The 22255-nt window shown below is 46.6% G+C and carries 22 protein-coding genes; 11 read left to right on the plus strand and 11 right to left on the minus strand.

The genetic code is table 11. The features are described 5' to 3' along the window. Positions 1 to 101 precede the first annotated feature (101 nt). The 3 genes from VP472_RS04690 to VP472_RS04700 are packed head-to-tail and all read left to right on the plus strand — an operon-like array spanning position 102 to position 2406. On the plus strand, positions 102 to 1238 hold the full coding sequence (locus tag VP472_RS04690) for a GAF domain-containing sensor histidine kinase (RefSeq protein ID WP_094247111.1): 1137 nt from the start codon (positions 102 to 104) through the stop codon (positions 1236 to 1238). Then, positions 1238 to 1885, plus strand: a complete 648-nt coding sequence (locus VP472_RS04695; RefSeq protein ID WP_070081558.1) for a response regulator — start codon at positions 1238 to 1240, stop codon at positions 1883 to 1885. The genes VP472_RS04690 and VP472_RS04695 overlap by 1 nt, the downstream gene beginning before the upstream one ends. After that, the gene (locus VP472_RS04700) at positions 1882 to 2406 is read left to right on the plus strand and encodes an NADPH-dependent FMN reductase (RefSeq protein WP_102422642.1); all 525 of its coding nucleotides are present in this window, start codon (positions 1882 to 1884) and stop codon (positions 2404 to 2406) included. Before VP472_RS04695 ends, VP472_RS04700 begins: the two co-directional genes overlap by 4 nt. A 13-nt stretch (positions 2407 to 2419) precedes the next feature. Here the strand turns inward: VP472_RS04700 and VP472_RS04705 are convergent, their stop codons facing one another. Then, positions 2420 to 2662, minus strand: a complete 243-nt coding sequence (locus tag VP472_RS04705) for a YhdB family protein (RefSeq protein WP_003155335.1) — start codon at positions 2660 to 2662, stop codon at positions 2420 to 2422. Positions 2663 to 2853: 191 nt separating this feature from the next. Here VP472_RS04705 and VP472_RS04710 point away from each other — a divergent pair, with 191 nt between their 5' ends. Beyond that, on the plus strand, positions 2854 to 3177 hold the full coding sequence (locus VP472_RS04710; RefSeq protein ID WP_003155332.1) for a DUF3889 domain-containing protein: 324 nt from the start codon (positions 2854 to 2856) through the stop codon (positions 3175 to 3177). A 42-nt stretch (positions 3178 to 3219) separates the two neighbouring features. On the opposite strand, the gene VP472_RS04715 is transcribed toward VP472_RS04710, so the two are convergent. The 3 genes from VP472_RS04715 to VP472_RS04725 form a co-directional block, all read right to left on the minus strand. After that, positions 3220 to 4674 carry a peptidoglycan endopeptidase LytF gene (locus VP472_RS04715; RefSeq protein WP_071392053.1) on the minus strand — a complete coding sequence of 485 codons (1455 nt, stop codon included), beginning with the start codon at positions 4672 to 4674 and terminating at the stop codon, positions 3220 to 3222. A gap of 178 nt (positions 4675 to 4852) precedes the next feature. Further along, positions 4853 to 5287 (minus strand): nitric oxide-sensing transcriptional repressor NsrR, encoded by a 435-nt coding sequence (gene nsrR / locus VP472_RS04720; RefSeq protein ID WP_007610306.1) that lies wholly within the window; start codon positions 5285 to 5287, stop codon positions 4853 to 4855. 131 nt (positions 5288 to 5418) lie between these two features. Then, the gene (locus tag VP472_RS04725) at positions 5419 to 6933 is read right to left on the minus strand and encodes a mechanosensitive ion channel (protein ID WP_146276418.1); all 1515 of its coding nucleotides are present in this window, start codon (positions 6931 to 6933) and stop codon (positions 5419 to 5421) included. A gap of 169 nt (positions 6934 to 7102) precedes the next feature. On the opposite strand from VP472_RS04725, the gene VP472_RS04730 reads away from it, so the two are divergent. After that, on the plus strand, positions 7103 to 8509 hold the full coding sequence (locus VP472_RS04730) for a SpoVR family protein (protein WP_060562081.1): 1407 nt from the start codon (positions 7103 to 7105) through the stop codon (positions 8507 to 8509). Positions 8510 to 8546: 37 nt separating this feature from the next. Here the strand turns inward: VP472_RS04730 and VP472_RS04735 are convergent, their stop codons facing one another. Beyond that, entirely contained in the window at positions 8547 to 9926 is a 1380-nt protein-coding gene (locus VP472_RS04735) for an alkaline phosphatase PhoA (protein ID WP_146276420.1), read from the minus strand. Between the two features lie 458 nt (positions 9927 to 10384). On the opposite strand from VP472_RS04735, the gene VP472_RS04740 reads away from it, so the two are divergent. Next, the gene (locus tag VP472_RS04740; protein WP_070081564.1) at positions 10385 to 11209 is read left to right on the plus strand and encodes a C40 family peptidase; all 825 of its coding nucleotides are present in this window, start codon (positions 10385 to 10387) and stop codon (positions 11207 to 11209) included. 68 nt (positions 11210 to 11277) lie between these two features. On the opposite strand, the gene VP472_RS04745 is transcribed toward VP472_RS04740, so the two are convergent. Further along, positions 11278 to 12153, minus strand: coding sequence for a transcriptional regulator CitR (locus VP472_RS04745; protein ID WP_146276422.1), 876 nt, complete (start codon positions 12151 to 12153; stop codon positions 11278 to 11280). A 109-nt stretch (positions 12154 to 12262) separates the two neighbouring features. Here VP472_RS04745 and VP472_RS04750 point away from each other — a divergent pair, with 109 nt between their 5' ends. The 4 genes from VP472_RS04750 to VP472_RS04765 all read left to right on the plus strand — a co-directional run bounded on the left by VP472_RS04750 (position 12263) and on the right by VP472_RS04765 (position 17499). Further along, positions 12263 to 13366, plus strand: a complete 1104-nt coding sequence (locus VP472_RS04750; RefSeq protein WP_024085068.1) for a citrate synthase/methylcitrate synthase — start codon at positions 12263 to 12265, stop codon at positions 13364 to 13366. Positions 13367 to 13445: 79 nt separating this feature from the next. Next, entirely contained in the window at positions 13446 to 14315 is an 870-nt protein-coding gene (locus VP472_RS04755; protein WP_014417296.1) for an SDR family oxidoreductase, read from the plus strand. A gap of 310 nt (positions 14316 to 14625) precedes the next feature. Continuing rightward, complete coding sequence (locus VP472_RS04760) at positions 14626 to 16029, plus strand: branched-chain amino acid transporter BcaP (RefSeq protein ID WP_014304702.1); 1404 nt, start codon at positions 14626 to 14628, stop codon at positions 16027 to 16029. A 114-nt stretch (positions 16030 to 16143) separates the two neighbouring features. Further along, positions 16144 to 17499, plus strand: coding sequence for a sodium-dependent transporter (locus VP472_RS04765; RefSeq protein ID WP_070081565.1), 1356 nt, complete (start codon positions 16144 to 16146; stop codon positions 17497 to 17499). Positions 17500 to 17535: 36 nt separating this feature from the next. Here VP472_RS04765 and VP472_RS04770 read toward each other — a convergent pair whose 3' ends face one another. From VP472_RS04770 to sigM, 3 genes are read right to left on the minus strand one after another with little or no spacing between them, the layout of a single operon-like run. Then, on the minus strand, positions 17536 to 17826 hold the full coding sequence (locus VP472_RS04770) for an anti-sigma-M factor (RefSeq protein ID WP_003155315.1): 291 nt from the start codon (positions 17824 to 17826) through the stop codon (positions 17536 to 17538). Continuing rightward, a complete protein-coding gene (locus VP472_RS04775; RefSeq protein ID WP_088005355.1) occupies positions 17814 to 18890 on the minus strand; it encodes an anti-sigma factor in 1077 nt (358 codons plus the stop codon). Before VP472_RS04775 ends, VP472_RS04770 begins: the two co-directional genes overlap by 13 nt. Next, positions 18880 to 19371, minus strand: a complete 492-nt coding sequence (gene sigM, locus VP472_RS04780; RefSeq protein WP_003155312.1) for an RNA polymerase sigma factor SigM — start codon at positions 19369 to 19371, stop codon at positions 18880 to 18882. Before sigM ends, VP472_RS04775 begins: the two co-directional genes overlap by 11 nt. 238 nt (positions 19372 to 19609) lie before the next feature. Between sigM and VP472_RS04785 the strand changes: the two genes are divergently transcribed. Beyond that, positions 19610 to 20209: a lysophospholipid acyltransferase family protein gene (locus tag VP472_RS04785; protein WP_003155309.1), complete on the plus strand. Its 600-nt coding sequence runs from the start codon at positions 19610 to 19612 to the stop codon at positions 20207 to 20209. Positions 20210 to 20254: 45 nt separating this feature from the next. Here the strand turns inward: VP472_RS04785 and VP472_RS04790 are convergent, their stop codons facing one another. Further along, positions 20255 to 21589 carry a hemolysin family protein gene (locus VP472_RS04790; protein ID WP_003155308.1) on the minus strand — a complete coding sequence of 445 codons (1335 nt, stop codon included), beginning with the start codon at positions 21587 to 21589 and terminating at the stop codon, positions 20255 to 20257. Positions 21590 to 21650: 61 nt separating this feature from the next. Next, a complete protein-coding gene (locus VP472_RS04795) occupies positions 21651 to 22076 on the minus strand; it encodes a Cu(I)-responsive transcriptional regulator (protein ID WP_014304704.1) in 426 nt (141 codons plus the stop codon). Positions 22077 to 22255 lie beyond the last annotated feature (179 nt).

Here is a 22255-nt window from a genome sequence, read left to right on the forward strand (position 1 = left end):
CTCATCCGAAAGTATGAGGAAAATTCATGCTGAAAACAAAGGAATATACAGAAAAGAATTGATATAATATGGATAATTCTGATTGGCCGGAGTGAGGGAAATTGACGAAAACGACGGTAGAAACGTTAAAAACGTTAAAAGCGATTGCGGAAACCTTAAACCAAAACCACGATTTAAAGGAAGCGCTTGATAAAGTGCTCCGCGAACTGCTCAGCCTGACCGGACTGCAGACAGGGTGGATTTTTCTGATTGAGCCGGACGGGTCTTATACGCTCGCCGCATCCGCTTATTTACCGCCGGCTCTCGGTCAGCGGGAAAATGCACTCATGTGCAGCGGGGAATGCTATTGTCTGACCAAATTCAGCAATGGCGGATTGACAAAGGCCGTAAACATAATGAATTGTAAACGGATTGAATTTGCGGAACAGACGACGAACTGCCGCGATACGGAGGGCATTACCCATCATGCGACCGTACCGCTTGAGGACGGCGGCCGGAAGTTCGGTTTATTAAACGTCGCCGCAAGTGAAAAGACATTTTTCAACGAAGAAGAACTGCATCTGCTTGAAGCGGTTGCATTTCAAATCGGAACGGCGATTCAGCGGATGAAATTGGCCGAATTTGAGCAGCAGAACGCCCTGTTGATGGAACGAAGCAGACTTGCGCAAGACCTGCATGATTCCGTCAATCAGATGCTGTTTTCTGTCAGCTTAACGGCAAAAGCCGCAAAGAGCTTTACAGATGATGATCGGCTCCGGCAGATGATTACGTTTATTCAAGAGCTGTCTCAGGATGCGCTAACAGAAATGAGGGCGCTCATTTGGCAGCTGAAGCCGGAAAGCTTAACGAAAGGGCTGTATGCGTCGATCAAAAGCTACGCCGCTCTTATCGGCCTGGAAGCCGTTTGTGAAACGGAGGATGAGCTGGAGCTTACGGATGAACAGGAACACGCGCTTTGGCGGATCGCCCAGGAAGCCTTGAATAACTGTAAAAAGCATGCGGGAACGGACCGGGTTATCATTTCCGCCGTTAAAAAGCCGGGTTACGCTGAGCTTCACATTAGCGACCGTGGAGCGGGCTTCAGCTCTGATGCGCATGCTGTGCTCCCATCGCTCGGCGTGGCCGGCATGAAAGCGCGGGCTGAAGCGATCGGAGGCCGCTTTACACTGCAATCCGAGCTTGGCGCCGGAACGATTGTCTCCGTTCGGCTTCCGTTTCGGGACAGGAGGTCTGATTGATGAAAATTGTGATTGCTGATGATCATCATGTTGTCCGCAAAGGACTGCGCTATTTCTTCGCCACTCAGGAAGACATTGAAGTTGTCGGTGAGGCGTCCACCGGTGCTGAAGCGCTTCATCAAGCTGAAAAGACGGAGCCGGACATCATTCTGATGGATTTATCAATGCCTGATATGGACGGCATTGAAGCGGCAAAAATTGCGGCTGAACGATTTCCGGACATCAGTATCGTCGTTTTGACGAGCTATTCTGATCAGGAGCACGTCATTCCCGCCCTTAAAGCCGGCGCAAAAGCGTATCAGCTGAAAGACGCTCAGCCCGATGATTTAGTGAAAACGCTCCGGGAAGTGTATTCCGGACGTTACCGGCTGTCGGCGGATATTGTGCCTCACGTGCTGACCCATATGGTTCAGGATAATCAGGATAAGGAAAAATATTATCAGCTGACCCCCCGTGAAAAAGATGTTCTTCAAGAAATAGCCAAAGGAAAAAGCAATAAGGAAATTGCGGCGGCCCTGTTTATTTCAGAAAAAACAGTGAAGACCCACGTGTCCAACCTGCTGTCAAAGCTGAATCTTTCCGACCGGACGCAGGCGGCATTGTATGCGGTAAAATATAATGTTTTTGGAAAGGCGGTAAAATCATGAGCATATTAGTGATCAGCGGCACACCGAGAAAAAACGGGCGGACTAGAATTGCCGCTTCTTATATCAGAGATCGGTTTCATACCGATTTTATTGATTTGAGCGAAAGTGAACTGCCGCTTTATAACGGTGAAGAAGAACAGAACGAGCTGTCTTCAGTGCAAAAGTTAAGGCAGCAGGTGAAAAAGTCGGCGGCCGTCGTCTTATTATCTCCCGAGTATCACAGCGGCATGAGCGGCGCTTTAAAAAACGCCATCGATTTTTTAAGCAGCGATCACTGGGCATACAAACCGGTGGCCATCATTGCCGCGGCTGGCGGAGGAAAAGGAGGCATGAACGCGCTGGCGAATATGCGGACGGTCATGCGGGGCGTCTATGCAAATGTCATCCCGAAACAGCTGGTCTTAGACCCGATTCACATCGACATGGAGCGCCGGACCGTATCTGAGGATATGGCGGTCAGCCTGAAAGACATGATCGAAGAGCTGAATATGTTCACAAACACAAGAAATCCCGGCGTCTGACGCCGGGATTGTTTTATGTCAGCATGGCTAATTGATCTTCATAAGCGAGTTCTGTCGCATGATCAATATACCCGAGTAGGGAATACAGCTCTTTTTCAAGCACCGCATGATCGTATTCGAAATGATACGCGTGCAGAAAGTGCTCAATACGCTTTGATAATAAATCATCTTTTGTACGAACCATCAAAATTAATAAATTGTCCCATTGAGACCGGTGTGTGTAATACAAGGCTTTATCATAATCGGCATGATCCATCTTACGCTTCTCCTTTCAATGAGAAGTTCTCCGTTAGTTTATGCCGCCGAAGCCCGGATGCAACGGGGGAAAACTTGGTGTCCTTATCACTGCGGCATAGCAATATGAGGGAGACATAAAATAAAACCGCATATCCGTCTCTTCTTTGGACACGCTAAGATTGACAAAAAACGACTCAGGAGAACAAAAAGATGAAATCCCTTCCATTTGCGCTTGCCCTCTTGTTTTGCGGCATTCTCATTGCCTCTATCGCTGAAAAAGGGCATACAGAACACCTCGATCCGTCAGTTGAAAAATGGGAACAGCTCGCATGGAACCAGCTTGAACGTGAATACAAGGGGGCCGAGCTTACCGATTATTCGTACATGGGCCGTACAAAAGTGAACAGGGAACAGACGAAAGACGTGTTTCGCGTAACGGTGCAAACCGCAAAAGAAACGTTTTCATCCCGTGCTGAAGTGTATTTCCATCCCGTAACAAAACACGTGATCAGCATCAATATTTTCAGACTGTAAAAAAGCTGCACAGCCTTATGCGGCCGTACAGCTTATCAGATATCAGAAGAAACGTTTTGCGCCGAGGTAGCGCTGTTTCCAATAGGAATTGTTCATGCTGGAAATAACGACACCCGAATCGTTGGCATTTATAAACTGGCCATTCCCGAGATAAATACCGACGTGGGAAGGTCCGGCTTTATAAGTTGAGAAAAAGACAAAGTCACCGACCGCCGGCTGGCTGACTGATGTCATCGTATTCCAGTAGCCTGCGGCTGAAAGTCTGGATACTGAAGTGACCTTATTGAGAACGTAATAAATGAAACCGCTGCAGTCAAAGCCTCTCGGCGTCGTCCCGCCCCATACATACGGTACGCCCAGCTGAGCTTTTGCGGCATCGATCATTACATTAATCTTCGCGCTTGTTGAACCTGTGCCGCCTGTGCTGCCGGACTGATTCGGTGTCGTGTTTGTCTGCTGCCCGGTAATCGTCAGCTTCTGTCCGATTTGAAGAACGTCTGTTTTCAGATTGTTTTTCTCGCGGATCTGCTGGGCGGTTACATTGAACTTTTGGGCGATCACCCATAAAGAATCCCCGCTTTTCACGGTATATGTAGTGGTTTTCCCTGTATTTCCGGACTGGTTCGGAGCTGACGGTGAAGACGAAGAGCCGGAAGAAGACGTTTTGGTCAGCTTCAGCACTTGTCCGACCCGCAGCATGTCTGACGTCAGTTTGTTGATGCTTCTGATTTGCTGAACCGTCATATTGTATGCGTTTGCGATTTTCCAGAGTGAGTCTCCGCTTTTTACTGTATAGGAGGACGTTTGCGTCTGGTTTTTATTTTGGTTTGAATTGTCTTTTGACGGCGTGTTTCCCGAAGAAGACGTTCCTTTTGTTTTCAGGACTTGGTTTACGTAGATCGTATCCGTTTTTAAGTTGTTTAATACTTTGAGTTCCGCAATGGTCATATTGACGCTGTTTGCGATCTTCCATAGGGAATCGCCGAGTTTTACTTTATAGGTCCCGGAAGATGATGACTGATTTTTGCTGCTGTTTGAGCTGCTGCCCGGCGCGGTTTTTTTCTGATCGGTGCTTGAGGAAACTTTCCCCGTCACTTGCAGCTTCTGTCCGGCGCGGATTAAGTCGCTTGTCAGACCGTTCAATTTTTTCAGTTCCTGTACGGACATTTTAAAATCAGATGCGATCAGCCACAGCGAATCGCCGTTTTTCACTGTATAAACGCTTTTAGTCGTGCCGCTGTTCTTTGAAGATGGCTTTTTGCTGCCGGAATCTGATTTGCCGTTAGGGATGGTGAGCGTCTGCCCGATAGAAATAACGGTGGATTTTAGATGATTCGCTGATGTAATGGCATCCACGCTTGTATTGTAGTTTTGGGCAAGCTTCCATAATGAATCTCCGCTTTTAACCTTAATCGTTTGTGCTTCTGCCGGTGTTACAGCTAACGCAGACCCGACGATCGCAGATGCAGTCAAACCGACCGCTACCTTTTTTTTCATAGTGAATCTCCCTTTTCCTGCGATAATTTTTCTATCCCCATTCGTTGCAGCCGCAAGGTGAGGATATCAGTAATGATAATCTTTATATCGGCACTTGTCTGCAATCGTTTATCATATTAATAGAAATAGTCCTTTTTTCTTATGCCGGCATAAAAAAAGAAGGAATGCGGACATTCCTTCAGCTTCTGAGCAGTCTCATAATCTCCTCTTTGTTTTTGACCAGATCCCTTAACGTATATTTGTCTAAAACGGCCAGGTAAGCTTGCAGGGCTTCATTCAGAAGGTTCTTTAAGTTGCAGGCGGGAGATATGATACAGAGATTTTTTTTGGAGTCAAAGCATTCTACGATGTTAAAGTCGTCTTCTGTATTTCGAACGACTTCTCCAATGTTTATGTCTTCCGGTGTCATTCCTAATCGAATTCCGCCTCCCCGGCCCCGGATCGTTTCGACATACCCGAGCTGGCCGAGACGGTAAATGACTTTCATGAGGTGGTTTTTAGAGATGGAATAAGTATCTGCGATTTCTTTTATGTTGGAAAGTTCGTCGGAATGTCTGGAAGCCAAAAAAATCAAAACGCGTAAAGAGTAATCGGTATAGTTCGTTAATTTCATAGAATGACCTCGAAAAAAGAGATTTTGCTTCTGTTACAGTCTATCATATATGAATCTAAAATGAAAAAAAAGGAATTTGCCCCCTTAACTCAAAAAAAACGTGCGCTCCTTCTGAGCACACGTTTTTTTCGTTAAGACATCGGCGGCTTACGATCGTCAGCCGATTGATGTTTTTCAATTTTGCGATCCAATTTTGCGAGATAACGGGAGGCAAATTCTTTTCCGCCAAGCCCGAATGAAAGTCCGAAGGCAAGCGCGAAACCGCCCAGAATCAGAATAAACGCGGCATTTACGATCGTGTCGGCGACACCGAGCTGATCCAGCGCCATAAAGATTGAGAGAGTGATAATGGTATATTTCGCAAGCGGCGCCAGGAATCTGAATTCCTTTCCGCTCAGCATGCCGGCAAGCAGCCTGCTGACGAGCTGTCCGGCCAAAAGTCCGATTCCGAGAATAAATACAGCGGCCAGAACATTAGGCAGGTAAGCGATAATACCGGTTGCGATAACGACGAGAAATTCGAGATGAACAAGCTGCAGCGCCTCTGCCGTAAAGAGCAGGACGATGATGATCTGAACAATCATGCCGACCGTCTGAGAAAGCGTCAGCTTCGGGGTGCCCGCCTGTTCAAAGCCCATTTTACCGAGAAGAGAGTCGAAACCGGCCCGGTGCAAGAGCCCGGATACAATGCTGTTGACCCATTTTCCGACCCAGATGCCGGCGATGATCAGCACAATACCGATGATGATATTAGGTAGCATTGTGAAGACCGTGTGCAGCATGGCTGACGCCGGTTCAGAAATACCCGCCACATCAAGCCGGTCAAGCGCAGAGATAATCACCGGAATGAAAATCAGCACGTAGACAATCGTTCCGATGATTGCCGACAGGCTCGTATCCTTCAGATAAATAGAAAGCCCCATACGTGCGGCGAGCCTTTCCGTGCCGATACTCGCCAGAAAGTTTGTGACGATATCACGGACGAGACGGGCAACAAGCCAGCCAATTAAAACAATCAGCGCCGCGGCGAATAATTTCGGTATAAAGGACAAAACGCTTTGGATCATATTTGTAAACGGCCCTGATACTCCGCTGATTTGGAGAGCGGACAAGACGCCGGGCAGGAACAAGAGCAAGACGAAGTAAAAAACGATTCGTGAAGCGGCCGTAACGGATCTGCTCATCTCCGCTTCTTCAGACACCATTGTCCATTTTCTGAGCCGGGCGTTTTCAGCGAGTTTCATGCCCGCTTTTTTGACGAGATAGCTGAAAAGCGAAGCGGCCGCCCAGCCCACGAGCAGAATCAAGCCGGCTTTTAAGACGCTCGGCACAGCCGCCGTTATCGCCGACAGCATGCTGACAAAAGGCGAAGCCACGGTTGTCAGATGCAGAATGTTAAAGAATAAAATAAAAACGATGATTAATGCGATAAAATAAATGACTTTACTGATGACTTTTTCTGAGGAATAGCGCGCCGGCTTTTTTTCGGCAAAGAGCCTGTCGTCGATTTTTGTTTTTTGCAGGCCTTTGTATACGGCTTTTTCAATGATTTTGGCAATGCCCCAGCCGATAAGCAGGACGAGCAGTGCAATGATCAGATTCGGGAGTTTGCTGAGATACGTCGTAAGCATGTCTGCTGTATTCAAGTAGAATCGCTCCTTTTCTTTTTGGGGTATGGTGTGTGTTTTACCCACTTACATATAAAGCAAACGGGGCGGATGTGCCGAAAGTTTTCAGTCGGAAACCGGCCTGTTATTTCATCTTTTGAGAGGAGGAGTCATACATTATAAATAAGTCCAAGTAGGGGGGATTCGCTTGAACGCGGAGGAGACAAAAGGTTTACAGCGGGCAATTGAGGAAATAACCGATATTGCGAAGGGTTTCGGCCTTGATTTCTACCCGATGAGATATGAAATTTGCCCGGCTGAAATTATTTATACATTCGGCGCGTACGGCATGCCGACGAGATTCAGCCACTGGAGTTTCGGCAAACAATTTCATAAGATGAAACTCCATTATGATCTCGGTTTGAGCAAAATTTATGAACTTGTCATTAATTCCAACCCTTGCTACGCTTTTTTGCTGGACAGCAATTCGCTGATCCAAAATAAATTAATTGTAGCCCATGTTCTTGCCCATTGTGATTTTTTCAAAAATAACTGCCGCTTTCAAAATACGAACCGGGACATGGTTGAGAGTATGGCGGCTGCGGCGGAGCGGATTAAGCATTATGAAAGAATTCACGGGATAAAAGAGGTGGAGTCCTTTTTAGATGCCATTCTGGCGATTCAGGAGCATATCGATCCGTCGCTTGTCAGGCCGAAGCTGCTGTGGAGCGTCGATGACGAAGAGGAGGACGAAGAAGAAACCGCGGCATCGCCTTACGATGATTTATGGGGAATGGATAAGCCGAAGCAGGTGAAAAAGAAAAAAGGGAAAAAACCGTTTCCGCCCCGGCCGGAAAAAGATATTCTGCTGTTTATCGAAGAACATTCGCGGGAGCTTGAACCGTGGCAGCGTGACATTTTAACCATGATGAGAGAAGAAATGCTGTATTTCTGGCCTCAGCTGGAAACGAAAATCATGAACGAAGGCTGGGCATCCTATTGGCATCAGCGGATTATCCGTGAGCTTGACCTGACTTCAGATGAAGCCATCGAATTTGCGAAGCTGAACGCAGGCGTCGTTCAACCGTCAAAAACGGGAATCAATCCGTATTATTTAGGACTGAAAATTTTTGAAGACATCGAAGAGCGTTATGACAACCCGACAGATGAAATGAAAAAAACAGGGGTAAAGCCCGGGTCCGGCCGTGAGAAAATGTTTGAGGTCAGGGAAATTGAATCGGATATATCGTTTATCCGCAATTATTTGACGAAAGATCTCGTCATGCGTGAGGATTTGTATTTATTCCAAAAGCAGGGCAGGGACTATAAAGTGATCGACAAAGAATGGAAGGCCGTGCGCGACCAGCTCGTGAACATGCGGGTCAACGGGGGATTTCCTTATCTGACCGTCAATGACGGGGATTACCTGAAGAATAATGAGCTTTATATTAAACATTGGTATGAGGGAATTGAGCTTGATCTGAAATACTTGGAGAAAGTGCTGCCGTATCTGTACCAGCTGTGGGGCAGGAGCGTGCACATCGAATCTGTTCTTGAAGACAGAGAAGTGATGTTCTCGTATGACGGCAAAGGAGTGCACCGGAGATATCTGTAAAAGAAGAAAGGATGCGGGGAAACCCCCGCATCCTTTTTTATTTTCCGTGTTTCAGGATGTGAAAAATCTTTTTGGCCTGGTCCGTGTTGTTTAAAAGCCCCGTAAATGACTCTCTTCCCGGACCGTATGCGTAAACGGGAACTTCTTCGCCCGTATGATCGCCGGTTGTCCAGCCGCTGTTGGTTTTCGCATTAAAAAGCTTAATGATCGATTTGTAGACGCTCTTGTCAGTATCCTGTTTTGCGGCCGTTTCGATCTGTTTGATTTCCGCTTTTGACCATTTCAGGTCTGTAAAACGCGCAAGCACGGAAGATACGGATTTGCCCGCTTTGATTTGGTCAGCCATAAATGCCGGGGTTTTCTTGGCGGCAAGAATCGGTTCAACATGCCAGTTTTTATCGTCATTCGCGCCGATCGTCAATCCGCCGGTGGTATGATCAGCCGTGGCAACGACAAGCGTATGTTTGTCCTTTTTGGCAAATGCGATCGCTGCTTTATATGCTTTTTCAAAATCCTTCATTTCACTCATTGCGCCGACTATATCATTGTCATGTCCCGCCCAGTCTATTTGGCTGCCTTCGACCATTAAGAAGAACCCTTTTTTATTCTTGTTCAGCCTGTCGATCGCCGCCGTTGTCATGTCTTCTAATGAAGGGACGGCGTTTGACCGGTCGATTGCTTTGTCGAGTCCGCCATCGGCAAACAGGCCGAGAATCTTCTTGTTACGATCTTTTTTCAGCTCCTGTTTTGATGTCACATAGCTGTATCCCGCTTTTTTGAAATCCTTTGTTACATTGCGGTCTTTACGGATAAAGTTTGATTTGCCGCCTCCGAGGAGCACATCGACTTTTTGTTTTCCGTTGATGCGGTCATCAAAGTAGCTGCTTGCGATGTCATTCATGTTCTTTCGGGATTTGTTATGGGCTCCGAATGCCGCAGGGGTGGCGTGGGCAATCTCCGAAGTTGCGACAAGTCCGGTGGATTTCCCTCTTTGTTTCGCTTCTTCGAGGACGGATTTGACCCGCTTTCCTTTTTTATCGACTCCGATCGCCGCGTTATACGTTTTCACGCCCGTAGCCATTGCCGTGCCAGCCGCCGCGGAATCGGTAATATTGGAATCAGGATCGTCAGGATAAGTCATCATCATACCGGCGAGATTGGGGTCGAATGCCGTCAGTTTCATACCATCCGAAGGCTTTCCTTTGTTAATGACCGAACGGTAGGCGTTCATATAGGGAGCGCCCATTCCGTCGCCGACCATGAAGATGACGTTTCTGATCTCGTTTTTGTCAGGCTGTTTTTTTGCCGCAGCCTGTTCAGAGTGCTGAAACCCCGCGCCCGCAATCAGACCGGCTGTCAGCACGGATACGGCTGCCGCCGGCAGAAGTTTTGATCGAACCTGTTTAAATAGACTCATTCTCACTCGTCCTCCTTTAATCGTGTCTGCATGTCTAATGGTAGGGGGTGTTTGTAAAGAGCGCCTGTTTCTCCTGTAAATTTCAGGTGAAACATTGTTAGAAATGTAAATTCCGGTGTAACTTATGTTTTCAAGAAAGGGTGAAAACCATTCACTTTTTTGAAAAAGACGAGGATTTTTTTAACAAGGAGTTATTTGGAAAGTAAACTGCTTTGTTTTTCCAAAATACGAGGATCACAGGAAAAAAACATGACAAATTGACTCGTTTTTCGTCACGTTTGAAATCAAATTGAAATATTTAATACCCTTAAAAATTTTTTTCAAAAACGAATTAGTAAGAAATTTGTCACGGGAAGTCAAGTCTATTTCTAGTGGAAATTGAACCTTATAATAGGAAACAGATAAAAACTTTAAAAAAGAGACACATAAAATAGATAGAATCATTCGGGGAGGAAAATATGAAAAAGCAACTTGTTACAGCAACAACGGCAGTGGTTTTGGGGACGACTTTGTTTGCGGGCGCGGCGTCTGCGCAAACGATTAAGGTAAAAAAAGGCGATACATTATGGGGACTTTCAAATCGGTATGGAACGTCAATTAATTCCATTAAATCTGAGAACAAATTAAAATCGGATATCATTTACATCGGTCAGACGCTTTCGATCAACGGTAAATCATCTTCAGGTTCAAATTCGGGCAGCAAGTCATCATCGTCTACATATAAAGTCGTAAAAGGCGACAGCCTTTGGAAAATTGCGAATAAATATAAAATGACGGTAAACCAATTAAAAAGTTTAAACGGTTTAAAAACGGACCTGATCCGCATCGGGCAAGTGCTTAAAGTAAAAGGATCAACTTCCGGTTCAACGTCTTCAGGATCTTCGTCATCAAAGAAGCCTTCATCCAGCCATAATATTGCACAGACGAGCCTGAATGTAAACAAGCTGATTTCTGATGCGCAATCTTTAATCGGCACGCCGTATGTATGGGGCGGAACAACGACTTCCGGCTTTGACTGCAGCGGATTTATCTGGTACCTGTTAAACAAACAGACGAGTGTCGGCAGAACAAGCACTGCGGGATACTGGAGCTCAATGAAGAGCGTGTCCAGCCCGTCAAGAGGAGACTTCGTCTTCTTTACAACATATCAGGCCGGCCCTTCACACATGGGTGTGTACATCGGAAACAATAAGTTCATCCATGCCGGTTCTGACGGCGTCACAACAAGTGATCTGAATAACAGCTACTGGAAGCCGCGCTACCTGGGCGCGAAAAGATTCTAGCAGTGAGAGAAACCCGTTCATCCGAACGGGTTTTTTATTTAGACGGGGCAGAGCTCCATTTGTTTCACCTAAAAATGAAAATGTGATAAAAAATCTAAAAAGGTTTTCTTTTTTTCATTTTCATAGAGGGCGATGGCGTACGCGCCCGCGCTCGGCATCTGGGCGAATTCGCACGGAATTTCAATCATGCTGCCTGCGGCGAGTTCGGACCGTACCGCTGACAGCGGCAGAAATGAGACGCCCAGCCCCTCTTTAATAAATCGTTTCGTAATATGCGTCTGTGTCACCTTCATTGTTCTGACGAAAGGGAACTGTATTCTGACCTGGCGGAGCAAATCATCCCAATAGTCAGGATGGTTATGGGTCAAAAGCAGATATTGTCCGAACAGGTCTTTCACTTCATCCGTCTTCCCTGTCCCGGGTTTTCGGCCGGGTGGCGCGACGAGGACAACGGGGTCATTGTACAGGGGACGGCAAGTGAGGGAAGATGATTGCACCTTTAAGCAGCTCAGTCCGATATCGGCTGAGCCGTTTCTGATTTGAGAGGCGATTTCTTCCGATTCGAAAATGGTGACCGTCATTTCGGTTTCTTTATTGTCCTCTGTATAACGCTTCATGACAGACGGGAGAACGGTGTCGGCGATAAGCGGCGAAACAGCGAGTGTCAGCGTGTGCGAGTAGCCCTGGCGCACCCTGTGCAGCTCCGCCATGCTGTTTTCATAGTCTTCCAAAAGTCTCATGGCAAACGGCACGTATGCTTTTCCTTCTTCCGTCAATTGTATTTTCCGGCCGCTCCGCTGAAACAGCTTGCAGCTGATTTCTTTCTCTAATAATTTTATATGAACGGTGACGGTCGGCTGAGATAAAAAAAGCGTTTCCGCCGTTTTTCTGAAATTCTCGTATTTTGCCGCGGTGACGAAGGTGTGAAGCCATTTAAAATCCATAGATGCACTCCTCTGATTAAAAGTTTTAATTAATTCCCTTAAAAATATTCATTATTTTTTAAATATTATATTTACTATAATAACAGAAAGAGGATAAGGGGGAATGAAATTGATTTATCGTGGATTGAAAGGGATTACTTGTGCAGAAACGGCGATCAGCCACATTGACGGAGAAAAGGGGCATTTAATATATCGCGGCTATGACGCGAAGGATATCGCATTGCAATTCAGTTTTGAAGAAGCGGCGTATCTCATTTTGAACGGGGCGCTTCCTGATGAGCGGCAATTGCTTGCGTTTCAGGAAGAACTTGCAGCCGAGCGCGGGCTTCCGAAACATTTGATCGGCTTACTGGAAACGCTTCCGGATGAAATGGACGACATGGCGGTGCTGAGAACGGCTGTTTCGGGTTTGGGCACAGATTCATTTACATATCCGCCCAAGCCGGAAGAAGCGATTAAACTGATTGCCGTCACACCGACGATTATTGCGTACAGATACCGCCGTAAACAAGGGCAGGAAGCGCTGTCACCCGAGGCGCGATACGGACACGTTGAAAACTATTTGTATATGCTGACAGGCAGGCAGCCGTCCGCAGCCCAAAAGAAAGCGCTTGAGACGTATATGATTCTGGCGATGGAGCACGGGATGAATGCATCGACTTTTTCGGCGAGAGTCACCGTTTCGACTGAATCGGACTTAGTGTCTGCCGTCACTGCCGCACTGGGTACGATGAAAGGGCCGCTGCACGGAGGCGCTCCTTCAGGTGTCACGAAAATGCTTGAAGACATCGGGGAAAAAGAAAATGCAGAAGCGTATTTGACAGCGAAGCTTATGAGGGGAGAACGCCTGATGGGCTTCGGGCACAGGGTGTACAAAACAAAAGACCCGCGGGCGGAAGCGCTGCGCATAAAGGCTGAAGAAGTGGCAGGAAATGATCCGTCGCTTGACTTGGCGCTTTATGTGGAGAAGGAAGCCATCCGCTTGTTAGAGCAATATAAGCCCGGACGGAAGCTGTATACGAATGTGGAGTTTTACGCAGCGGCTGTGATGCAGGCCATTGATGTCGACAATGATTTATTTACGCCGACCTTTTCAGCAAGCAGAATGGCAGGCTGGTGCGCACATGTGCTTGAACAGTCCGCTGACAACATGATTTACAGGCCGTCTGCGAAATACACCGGCGCTTTTCCCGAAACGGCTCAGCAGCTTTAATTACCGGCATATTTGTCCGTTTAATTCCCCGCACTGCGTGGTATCGTCTCAGTAATACCAATTGCAGGAGTGTGAGAATATGAATCCGATGGACAGACAGACGGAAGGACAAAAGCCGCAGGTGCAAAACCGCCAGCCCGGCATTGAGTCAGACATGGAGCCAAAACCGCTCTTGGAGGACCCGGATGTAAAAGGATCGGGCAGATTAAAAGGAAAAGTCGCCGTCATCACGGGCGGAGACAGCGGCATCGGCGCAGCGGCTGCGATCGCTTACGCGAAGGAAGGGGCGGATCTTGCCATCCTGTACCTAGACGAACATGCCGATGCCGAGAGAACGAAAAAGCGTGCGGAAGAATACCAGGCCGAATGCCTGTTAATTCCGGGAGACGTCGGTGATGAGGCGCATTGTCAGAAGGCGGTCCGGCAAGTCTTAGATCACTACGGAAAAATAGATATTCTCGTTAATAATGCGGCTGAGCAGCATCCGCAAAACGGGATTCTTGATATTACGGCTGAACAGCTGGAGAAGACATTCCGTACAAACATGTTTTCTATGTTTCATATGACTAAAGCTGTGCTGCCTCATCTCAAAAGAGGGAGCGCCATCATTAATACAACGTCGATTACCGCTTATCAGGGAGACACATCATTGATCGACTATTCGTGCACGAAAGGCGGCATCGTTTCCTTTACGCGTTCAATGGCGATGTCATTGGCCGATCAGGGGATCAGAGTAAATGCGGTGGCACCCGGGCCGATCTGGACCGCCCTGATTCCGGCAACGTTTACTGAAGAAAAGGTGGAAAAGCACGGTCTGGACACTCCGATGGGAAGACCGGGACAGCCTGCGGAACACGCCGGAGCTTACGTGCTTCTGGCTTCAGACGAATCTTCCTATATGACGGGGCAAACCATTCACGTAAATGGCGGCAGGTTTATTTCAACATAATACGCAAGTCTTATCCCGCGCTTTTAAAAAGTGCGGGATTTTTATTTGATTACAAATGGAAGTCTCCAGCCGAATCACTAATGTTAATATTTCACAGCAGAGAATCCGCTGAGTTCTGTTTTATGAAAACTGAAATAATATATAGAATTTTCAAAAAAGTCATTTTCATTTTTATATTTTTCGCTATAATATGATGTAGGAGAAAGGAATGATGTGCTGAAACATTTCATGCGAAAAATAAGAATTTAGTCATTATTGCTATTGTTGTCTGAATATTCTAACATATATTGATTTACAAGGAGTGAAGCAGATGAAGGGGAGCATATTCAGAAAGAAAAGCATTCAGGACCTGCTTGCCGCAACGGGCGGGGAAAAGTCGCTGAAAAGAGAGTTAGGGGCCTTTGATCTGACCCTTCTGGGGATAGGGGCCATCATCGGAACGGGAATTTTTGTATTAACCGGAACAGGCGCTGTCACGGCGGGGCCGGGGCTGACCGTTTCATTTGTCATCGCCGCTCTTGCGTGTTTATTTGCGGCTTTATCATATGCCGAATTTGCTTCAAGCGTCCCGGTTTCCGGTTCCGTCTACACGTTTACTTATGCGACACTGGGTGAACTTCTCGCATTTATCATCGGATGGGATTTAATCTTGGAATATATGCTCGCCGTCAGTGCGGTTTCGGTCGGCTGGTCCGGCTATTTTCAATCATTCTTGGCGGGCTTCGGCATTCATCTTCCGACCGCATTAACGGCCGCGCCGGGATCTATTAAAGGCACGGTCACATTCTTTAATCTCCCCGCATTTGTTATCGTGCTTGCGATTACATTCCTCCTCTACTTAGGCATTAAGGAATCGAAGCGGGTCAATAATATTATGGTCATTTTGAAGGTTCTGGTTGTTCTATTGTTTATCGCCGTTGCGGCCGTATATGTCAAACCTCACAACTGGCAGCCGTTTATACCGATGGGGTTCGGCGGTGTTTTCAGTGCCGCGGCGCTCGTTTTCTTCTCTTTTATCGGTTTTGACGCCGTCTCTTCCGCCGCTGAAGAAACGAAAAATCCGGCGAAGGATCTGCCGAAAGGAATTATCTTTTCATTAATCGTCTGCACTGTGCTGTATGTGACCGTATCGGCGATTATGACGGGCGTCGTTCCGTTTGCCCGCTTTGAAGGCGTTGACCATCCCGTGTCTCTCGTCCTGCAGATGGCCGGACAGAATTGGGTGGCCGGGATTATTGATATCGGTGCAGTGTTGGGAATGACAACGGTGATGCTCGTCATGCTGTACGGCCAGACGAGGGTGATGTTTGCCATGTCCCGTGACGGTTTGGTGCCGGGGGCGCTTTCAAAAGTCCATCCGAAGCATAAAACGCCGCACGTGGTGACATGGGTGTTCGGCATCCTGTCGGCATTACTCGGCTCACTCGTCCCGCTTGATGAGCTGGCGAAGCTGGTGAACATCGGCACGCTTGCCGCATTTGTCCTGATTTCAGTAGCGGTTATCGTATTGAGAAAGAAACAGCCTGATCTGCCGAGAGCTTTTAAATGTCCGGGGGTTCCCTTTATTCCGATATTATCCATTCTGTTCTGCGTATTTTTAATTATTAACCTTGGCGCCACCACCATATTCCGTTTCTTTATCTGGCTGATCATCGGTCTGGTGATTTATTTCTTATATTCGAGAAAGCATTCGAAATTAAACGGGGATTTGTAAGGAGCGGCACCCGCCGCTCCTTTTTATTTTTCGGAATAATGAAACATATTGAAATAGACTTAAGTTATCGCAGCGAATAAGGGATAATATAGGGCGGAAGGGAAGTGGAAAGTCGTGTCTGACCAAAAAAGGGTTCAATGGGCCTCAAAAATAGGATTTATTATGGCCGCTGCCGGTTCGGCGATCGGCCTGGGAGCCATTTGGAAGTTCCCTTACGTAGCGGGTACGAACGGAGGAGGCGCTTTTTTTCTTGTATTCGTCCTCTTTACCGTGCTTTTAGGCTATCCGCTTTTGCTCGGTGAATTTATTTTCGGAAGACGGAGCCAGACAAATGCGATTGATGCCTACAAACAAGCCGCGCCGAAGTCGGTATGGCACCTCACGGGTTATGTGGGTGTGGCGGCCTGTTTTTTAGTTTTGTCTTTTTACAGTGTTGTCGGCGGGTGGATTTTGCTTTATGTGTTAAAAGCTGTTACGGGTTCTTTATCCGGGCTCACTCAGGAGCAGTACGGAACGGTGTTCGGGACGGTCATTGAAAATCCGATCCAGACTCTCGCCGCGCAGCTTGTATTTATGATCTTGACAGTGGCGGTCGTCGCAAAAGGCGTGCAGAAAGGGATTGAACGTGTCAGTGCGGTGCTGATGCCGGTTTTATTCGTGCTGTTTCTATTGCTTGTGCTGCGATCAGTCACGCTCGATCATGCCGTTGAGGGGATTAGATTTTTATTGGTTCCGCACTTTGAAGATTTGACGCCGGAATCCATCCTATATGCTTTAGGACAGGCGTTCTTTACATTAACGCTCGGCGTTTCGGTCATGGTGACATACAGTTCGTATCTGCCGAAAACCCAAAACCTTCCGGGATCGGCAGGTTCCATTGTTGTGATGAATGTGCTCGTCACGCTGTTTGCGGGACTGGCCATTTTTCCGGCGGTTTTTTCGTTCGGCTTTAAACCGGATGAAGGGCCTACACTGCTGTTTACCGTACTGCCGGCTGTGTTTGACCGGCTGCCGTTCGGCTCGCTGTTTTTTATCAGCTTTCTGGCGGTCTTTTTCTTCGCCGCGCTGACTTCGGCCTTTTCGATGGTGGAAATTATCGTAGCGACTGTCGGGAAAGGTGATGAAACGAAAAGGAAGAAGCTGTCGTGGACAAGCGGTCTGCTCATTTTCTTAGTCGGAATTCCGTCGTGTTTATCATACGGTGTGCTCGGTGATGTTCATTTGTTCGGAAAAACGTTTTTTGATCTAGCGGATTTCACAGTGAGCAATGTGCTGATTCCGCTCGGCGCTTTATTAATATCAATCTTCATCCCGCTGAAAATACCGAAGCGGGAGCTGTTCGCCGAGATGAAAAGCGGTTCCGCCATCGGCTATCGTTTCTTTCAGGTGTGGTATTTCCTTCTGAAATATCTCGTGCCGCTGGCTATCATCGTCGTATTGCTGCATTTAATCGGCGTTCTTCCATTTTAAAAAAACAGGCCCCCGTAAAAGGGCCTGTTTTTATGTTTAAAAACCGAATTGCAGATTCGTATCAACGGCAACGATCGTATATACACAGACAATGACGAAAAGGTTGAGGATGACACCGAGCAGTCCCGGGCCCGTCCGTCCTTTTTTAATAAACAGCTCAATGATGCCGAACGGCACGGCGGCCATCGCAAACGGCAGCATCTGATAAGAATAGAAAGTCACATTGCTGATGATTGCCACGTTCAACAGCAGCAGCGACAAAATCGCGGTACCGACTGATATCCAGCCGAAAACATTATGCTCTTTAAAAATTCTTACCAATTCCATAATTCCACCTCACCGATGTTTGCTGCTTTTACTGTTTTGTTTTTCAGCAGACGTTCGATTTCTTTTGTCGGCCCCGTCACGACAGAGCCGTATACGTTCATTCCGTGATGTTCAACATAGTCGATTCGGCTGCCCAGATTCATGTCTTTGCGTTTCGATATTGCATGCGCCCATTTTTTATGGCGGGACATAAATTCAAGGGCATTGATAAATTGTTCACGGTCTGTCTGTCCTTGCGTTTCGAAAGAGGACACCATCTTGGAATCTTTCCCGGGAAATCCTAACGGCTCGGCATAAGGACTGTCTTTCAGATTTTTCTCCGTTTCGACCGCGTTCCATAAAAACTTCACATCGTATTTTTTAAAAGTTGAATATACTTGAGAAGAAGGGTAGGCCCGGTCATAAGAAAGATAGACCTCCGCCACGCTTCCTTCAGGCAATTTTTTTAATGTCTGTCCGGCTTTGTCAATCGTGCGTTCCTTTAAGCCCGAAGGATGGGCGAAATAATGCTTTGCCTGTGCCGCGTCTAGATCATAGTAGTTAACGGCAGGCGATTTGACCGTATCTAAAAACATTTCAATCCGTTCTCCGCCGACGGATTTCGTTTTTGTGCCGATCTGCTTTTGCAGCGGAAACTCTGTATTCATTCCAAACAGCTTCACCTGGCTTTTCAGTCCGGAGGTATCGACGAGGACGTTCGGCATGGTGGTCGCGACCGTCACGGCCGCGGTTTCCATTAATTGATTGCCGGTGCTTTCCTTTCCTCCCAGACCGTAATAGAGGTAGCTTCCCAAAGTGCAAAGCGGCAAAATCATCAAAGTGGAGATGACGGCGAGAACTGAAATCCGCAAATACGATTTGCGTTTTCCGTATGACAAAATGGCCTTCTGTTTTTCCGGGCTGATGCCGACGTCCCATTCCCGGTCGTCCTGCATTTCGCTTTCAATCAACTCCTGATAGACTTCCAGCTTTTCCAGCTCTTCTTCAAAGGCGGCCATTTCCCGGTCGCTCATTTCTCCATTTTTGTATTGGTAAAAACGCTTTTTAAATTCTTCATTCATCATTAACACCTCTATTATAAAGTGCTTTCAGCCGCTGTCTGGCACGAAATAAAACACTTTTAAAATTAGCCTCTGAAATATTCATAATATGGGATGCTTCTTTGTAATTCAGTTCTTTTAAATAATACAGTGTTAAGGCCTCCCGATAATTGTCGGGAAGTTCGGACATATACCCTGTCAGCACTTCCTTGATTTCAATCTGATGAGCCGGGCTTTGAACAGCCGTCTGAAAAAGGCTCCCAATTAAGTCATCGGAAATGGTCACTTCCTTTTTATGTTTTCTGACATAATCTATAAACGCATTTCTCGCCACTTGAAAAAGCCATGGCTTTACTTTGCTGTGGTCGTAGGAGTGAATGTGTATGTATGCCCTCATAAAGGTTTCCTGCAGCAAATCTTCAGCGAGATGCTTGTCTTTTGTCATGGAGAGCAGGAACCGGTAAACATCATTCATATACATTTGGTAAATTTCATCGATCGTCACTGCCTTTTCTCCCCTCTATGTTATACACGCATAAGAAAGGTTTAAAGTTGCACGTTCCATGCAAACGGCTTAAATTCATTTTCACCTCATCAAACACCATTTCTCTATAGTACCCAAAATCCGTCATAAAAGATAGAGATCGGCGGAGGAAAAATATATTTATTAGTACCAGGTAATAAAAAATATTGTTATAATAGAGAGAGAACACTTTTGATCATTACAACAAAGGAAGTGCGTTATGTATAAGTTTTGTGCAAATGCCATCAAATTCATTCTTTCTCTGCGCGGAGGAGTCAAAGTATACAATAAAGAGAATCTTCCGTCTGATAAAGGATTCGTTATCGCGTGCACGCATGCGGGCTGGGTGGACGTCCTCACGCTCGGTGTCGGGATATTGCCCCATCAGATTCATTATATGGCGAAAAAAGAGCTGTTTCAGAAAAAGTGGATCGGAAGTTTTTTAAAGAAGATTCACGCGTTTCCGGTTGATCGTGAAAATCCGGGTCCGAGCAGCATTAAAACGCCGATTAAGCTTCTGAAGGAAGGGAAGATTGTCGGGATTTTTCCGAGCGGCACGAGAACTTCTGAAGACGTCCCGCTGAAAAGAGGGGCCGTGACCATCGCCCAAATGGGGAAAGCGCCGCTCGTTCCGGCCGCATATAAAGGGCCGTCTACGGGAAAAGCGCTGTTTAAAAAGGGAAAAATGCGGCTTATCATCGGCGAGCCGATTTTTTTGGAGGACTTTTCCGATCTTGCGCCGAAGGAGAGGCTTGCGGCCATGACAGAAGAGCTGAATGCCAGAATTAAAGAGCTTGAGAAAAAACTTGAACAACTGTAAATGAAAAAAAGCTTGCCGTCTGTATCAGACGCGCAAGCTTTTTTGTTATGCTTCTTTTTGTTCGGCGGTTTCCAGCAGTTCATCAAACGCCAGTTTTTTCACTTCGATATATGCGACGTGGTGGCCGTCAATTTCATTAATGATAAATTCGCAGCCTTCTTCGATAATCGAGTCGTATTGTTCGACGTCGTATTTCTGGGTAAGGAACCAGCCGCCGATGGTGTCGACCTCGTCATTTTCTAAATGGATGCCGAGGAGTTCGTTCACTTGATCAATCAGGACCTTGCCGTCAAGCATGTAATGGCCGTCGCCGAGTTTGCGGATTTCATTGATTTCATCGATATCAAATTCATCACGGATTTCCCCGACGATTTCTTCAATAATGTCTTCAACGGTGACAAGCCCCGCGGTTCCGCCGTATTCATCCGACAGAATCGCCATATGAACCCGTTCCTTCTGCATTTTTACAAGCAGATCGTGAATCGGTGCCGACTCAATCACATGGATGATCGGATTGACAAAATCCGTAATCGGCGAGTCGACTGATACTTCGCCGCTGATGCAGGCGGTCAGCACTTCTTTAATGTTAATAACGCCGATAATATTATCTTTGTCACCCTCTTCGACAGGGTACCGGGTATATTTTTCAATCTGAATGATATCCATCATTTCAGAAATTTTGATATCATGCGGCAGACTGACGATTTCCGTACGCGGAATCATGATTTCTTTTGCAAGTCTGTCGTCAAATTCAAAGATTTTGTTCACATATTTAAATTCAGACTGGTTGATTTCACCGCTTTTATAGCTTTCCGATAAAATGATGCGCAGCTCTTCTTCAGAGTGGGCAAGCTCATTTTCAGACACCGTCTCCAGACCGAACGTCTTCGTTAAAAGACGGGCGGAGTTGTTCAGAAGCCAGATAAACGGGAACATGATGCGGTAAAACCAAATGAGCGGTTTCGAAAACAGCATTGAAACGGCTTCCGCTTTCTGGATGGCGACTGTTTTCGGCGCTAATTCTCCCACGACCACGTGTAAGAATGTAATGATCGCATAGGCGAGAATAAATGAAATAATATGCGATAATGAGCTTGGTACGTTTATCTTTGTGAAAAGCGGGTGAAGCAAGCGTTCAATCGTTGATTCGCCTAAGACACCAAGACCGATGGAAGTCAATGTTATGCCGAGCTGGCACGCCGATAAATACTCATCTAAATGCGTGGTCACTTTTTTGACACCGATTGCGGCTTTATTTCCTTCTGCTATAAGCTGGTCAACCCGTGAGCCTCTGATTCTGATTATCGCAAACTCAGATGCTACGAAAAATGCCGTCAGCGCGATTAAAACCGCGACTAAAATCAAATTCACAATGTCCAATTAGAACCTTCACTTCTTTTGGGAAGATGAAGGTAACACCTCCTGTTAGTAAGATAATGGTTTAACTTAACAGCAGCATAAATGATTGAAGCACTGCAAGCTTTTCAGGAGCCAGCCTTTTTTTCAGCTGGGCGCGCTCCTCTGGTTCAAGCTTTTCAAACCGATTCAAGATCCCGGAGATGTTTTGATTCATATGATCAATTTCCGATGCCAGATTTCCAACATCGTCAGGCAGGGCTGAAGAGGGAAACTGGTTCTCCAGTCGATCTTTTATATCAGACAGGGCCAATCGCTGCTTTTTACAAGCGACTATAAACTTTAACCGATTAAGTGCAAGTGTATCGTAGTAACGATAGTTCGAACAAGACCTGTCAGGCTTTAAAAGCCCGAGGTTTGTGTAGTAATCCACCGTGCGTTTCGTTACACCGGCAAGCTCTGCTAATTCACTGATGCGATAAGTCTCAGCCCCATCTAAATCCCTCCCCAACCATCACGTTATAGTTATGAGAATAGTTTAATATATGAAGGGGAGTTTGCACAAGTTTATTGTTTTCCGTCTTTCTCCTGAAACGGGGCGGCAGGCTGTCTGAAAAAGCGTTGACTGCGCCATGTAAATCTTTCATAATCATTGTAAATAGAAACGGCAGAAAAAGACAGAAGGGACAG

It is taken from the genome of Bacillus sp. MT(2024), from assembly GCF_036362845.1.
GTDB classification, from domain to species: Bacteria; Bacillota; Bacilli; order Bacillales; family Bacillaceae; genus Bacillus; species Bacillus velezensis.